This is a genomic window from Candidatus Zixiibacteriota bacterium, from assembly GCA_035380245.1.
Classification (GTDB): Bacteria; Zixibacteria; MSB-5A5; order GN15; family FEB-12; genus DAOSXA01.
In genome coordinates this window covers 1-3718 of the sequence record DAOSXA010000022.1, presented here as the reverse complement: position 1 = coordinate 3718, position 3718 = coordinate 1, and the positions used below count along the sequence as shown (strand labels likewise).

Below are 3718 nucleotides of genomic sequence, written 5' to 3'. Positions count from 1 at the left end.
TGGATCCAGGATTTATTTCCGGAAAGTGGGTGGGTATGCTCCGGATTATCTAGCGGGGTAAGCTTGTCCTTATTCGGAATGAGGAAATGCCTCTTATAGGGTATCTTCGATTCATGCATCGATTGCATAATTTGCGAGACAAGCTCCCTGTTATTTTGTTGAGAGGTCAATGAAGTGAGCTTGTTCAGGGCCTTCTCAAGATTCTGCCTGTTGATCGGCTTCAGCAGATAATCGATACTGTTTACGTCGAATGCCTTTAATGCATATTCATCGTATGCGGTAGTAAAGATAATGGGACTAAGGATTTCAACTTCCTCGAAAACCGAGAAAACATCACCATCGGCCAAATGAATATCCATGAAAACAACATCGGGAGAAGCGTTCAACGAAAACCACTCTACAGACTCCTCCACACTTTGCAGCACGGCCTGAATTTCCATACTTCCATCCACCGCCTGTATCATCCGCTCCAGGTTTTGTGCGGCAACAAACTCATCTTCTACAATTACTACTTTCATCGAAATGCCTTTATGTATATTTATAGATACCCCTATCTTTTATGAGCGGGATCTCAACAGAGAATACTCCGTCGGCAGAACTGACAATAATCTCTTTTCCGAATATCAATCTGCATTGTTCGTTCAGATTAGACAGTCCCAGGCCGTTACTTACCTTCTCCCCGGTTTTTATCTGCAGATTATTTTCCACACGCACCCTGTCATCCGGGAGGGTTTCAATCACGATACGAAGCGGGTTTCTCCGGCTTACGACATTATGTTTGATGGCGTTCTCAATAAGTACCTGCAGTCCTGACGGAATCATATAATATCCCTTTTTCTCATCGTCGACACGTATTTGCACATCCAATCCGTCGCTATACCGGATCTTCATCAGGTAGATATACGACTCTGCAAACTCCAACTCATCGGACAATCGGGACACCACCCTGTTCTGCATCGTATAACGGAACACATGGGAAAGTTGTTCGACATAATCCCTGGCACGTTGGTCATCATACCCGATCAGCCCGTTCAACGTATTCAGCGAATTGAACAGGAAATGCGGATCCGTCTGGTTCTTAAGCGCATTGTATCTGTTTTGCAGATTCTCTAAAACGAGGTGTTGATTTTCGGTCACTCTCTTTTGATTCTGATTGATAAAATAGATCAACATCGTAAAGAGAAAAGAGATGATAAGGATAATAAAGTCTTTCACATAGTGCAATGTAGAATAGGCTCCGGGCGATACTTCACCGCGAAACCACCACCACTGCATCTGTGAAAAGAGGGGACTCAGGAAGATAATCACCACAAACAGGCCCAGCAAGAGCAGCCACATTTTATACGGCCGGTTCAGGAAGTGTGTTATCGCCCAAAATTGCAGTCGGAAAAGAAAATAGAAAACCAGCGTATTGACCAGCAGCGTGACAACAGACTCCGGTGTGATGATATCAACCAGCCCTATCTCACTTTTTTTATTTAACGATATGGTGTAGTACATCGACGACGACAGCATGACGAAAGCCAGGATAAAACTGATGATAACCGCCGCGGTGAGCGCCGTTTTTTTATCGTAACTGAGGATAAAAAACCGTTCTTTTCGTTGTTTCATTTTTTCAATTACCGTTTCTATTATAACAGACTTACAAATGTACGGAAAAAGAGAGAGAGAGAAAAAACCCGATGAACATCTGTTATCTGGCGGATGTCCATCGGGATCGAAAAAATCGACTCAGGGTTCATTTCCGACCTCTATGGCCGGATCTTGAGACAATCTCTTTGGGTTCAAACGTTCTGCGCTTTTGTCAGAAACGATATCCTATGCCTACGTTCACAGTTTGTGTCCGCATTTTAGCATCGTCCGAGCCGTTGATTACATTTTTCAAAGCGGTCAACTCGTCCGCCTGATTAACCAGTCCGAACTGGTACCCTGCGTTCAGTTGCAAACCACTGTTGAACTCATATCCCAGCAAGAGCCCGAGACCAAAGTCCCAACGGTTCATAGGCGTTTTCCCCGCCACTTCTTTATACAGGTCTATGTCCAGATCATCAAGTCTTGCATCAAAACCCAATCCTACGAATGGCCCAATACCTCCATAGAATAATCCGTTATAGGTTCTGTATTGACCTAAAGCATATACCGGGAGTTGCATTCCCCACTGCTTGAATGTGTCATCTTCCGAGAGAGCTTCCATTTTAGCATTTCTATAGAAAAACGACAGTTCCGGTTGAAGTGCAAAATTCTCGTGCAATTCGACTCTCATGAATCCGCCTAAATTAGGGCCCACCTTCATTTTACTCGACAGATGATCGAAGTCGCTCAGTAAAAAGTTCGACAGATTCATTTCACCTTTCACACCCCAATAGATGGGTGTTTGTGCATTTACACTTGTTATCCCTATGGTTATAAGGGTAACTAAACTTACTAAAATTGTTTTTTTCTTCATTGTTTCAATATTTAAATTTGGACAAATTTTGGCTGTTCTTCTCTTCAAGCCTGACGACACAAAAGTAGTACACGATATCATGCCAGATACAAAAAAAGTATCCAACCGAAAAATCAGAGGCTTGAAATGTGAAAAACCAATACTGAAACGACATCTGTAAATATAATCAAAAATGTATATCCGCAGTTATTCCTAAAGAATTTAGCGGGAAAATAGTTATAAATAAGTTCATAAATGCTTGCACAATCCGCTGATATTCAACATGTATACACTGTAGACAAGTAGTGTTTCAAATTATGAATATCCTGGATTTTGCTATAAATTACCCCGATGAGGAAACCTGTCGGAAAAAATTCAAACAACTAAGAGACCAAATGGGAGTTACCTGTCGTCGTTGTAATTGTAAGGAGCATTATTGGCTGGAAAACAAACAGGCCTACGAATGCAAGCGTTGTCAAGCGCGCCATACGCTGCGTTCGAGCACTGTCATGCGGCATTCCAACCTGCCATACCGTTACTGGTTCGTGGCCATGCACCTGCTCACAGCGACCAAGGGCTCCTTTTTCGCCGAGATATCCGTTGAAGAGAAGGAGAAACCGTTGAAACGCGGCCGCGGAAGCCAAAAAAAGACCAAGGTCCTGGTGATGGCTGAAAGCAAAACGGTTGAAAACCCCAAACCGGGTAAGAAACCCAAGAAGGTCAGATACCTGAAGATGAAAGTCATCAACGAGTTGAAAACCGATACAATCACAAAGAATGTCAAAGAGCATGTTGAAAGCGCGGCGGATCTGACCACCGATGATTCAACTTCTTACACTAAATTGAAAGAGCATGTCCACTCGCACACTGCATCCGTTGTTACACACGAGGAGCTGCCGAATGTGCTGCCTTGGGTACACACCGCGATCAGCAATGCCAAACTACAGATCTTGGGCGTGTATTACAAGGTAAAACCCGAATATTTATAATACTACCTCAATCAGTTCTGTTACAAGTTCAACAGGCGTTACTTCGGCGAAAACCAGTTTGACAGGCTCTTGATAGCCGTCGTATCGTATGCGCCTGATTTCAAATCAAGAATTTACAATAGGAACTATTGCGGATAATCATAATTAACGTGAGTTCGGGATAACATATTATCCCCAAATGGTTAATTGACTTGACTTTTCCACTTCAAATTTGATTGAAGGCTTTTTGGGAAAGAAACAATATGCCACCAATGCAGCAATTATGTTCATGATGAAATTATGTGTGGAACGATGCCTTGAATGT

The 3718-nt window shown here is 42.8% G+C and carries 4 protein-coding genes and 1 pseudogene; 1 reads left to right on the top strand and 4 read right to left on the bottom strand.

The window, feature by feature from the left end; translation table 11 throughout:
* From PLF13_14990 to PLF13_14980, 3 genes are all read right to left on the bottom strand, one after another.
* A partial coding sequence (locus PLF13_14990) for a response regulator (GenBank protein HOP08575.1) occupies positions 1 to 518 on the bottom strand: 518 nt, incomplete at its 3' end.
* A gap of 10 nt (positions 519 to 528) precedes the next feature.
* Entirely contained in the window at positions 529 to 1611 is a 1083-nt protein-coding gene (locus PLF13_14985; GenBank protein ID HOP08574.1) for a histidine kinase, read from the bottom strand.
* 193 nt (positions 1612 to 1804) lie between these two features.
* Positions 1805 to 2446: a porin family protein gene (locus PLF13_14980; GenBank protein ID HOP08573.1), complete on the bottom strand. Its 642-nt coding sequence runs from the start codon at positions 2444 to 2446 to the stop codon at positions 1805 to 1807.
* Between the two features lie 296 nt (positions 2447 to 2742).
* Between PLF13_14980 and PLF13_14975 the strand changes: the two are divergent.
* Positions 2743 to 3552 (top strand): annotated as a pseudogene (locus PLF13_14975) (IS1595 family transposase).
* A 30-nt stretch (positions 3553 to 3582) separates the two neighbouring features.
* On the opposite strand, the gene PLF13_14970 reads toward PLF13_14975, so the two are convergent.
* Positions 3583 to 3718: IS982 family transposase (locus PLF13_14970; GenBank protein HOP08572.1), on the bottom strand; the 136-nt coding region annotated here is incomplete at its 5' end.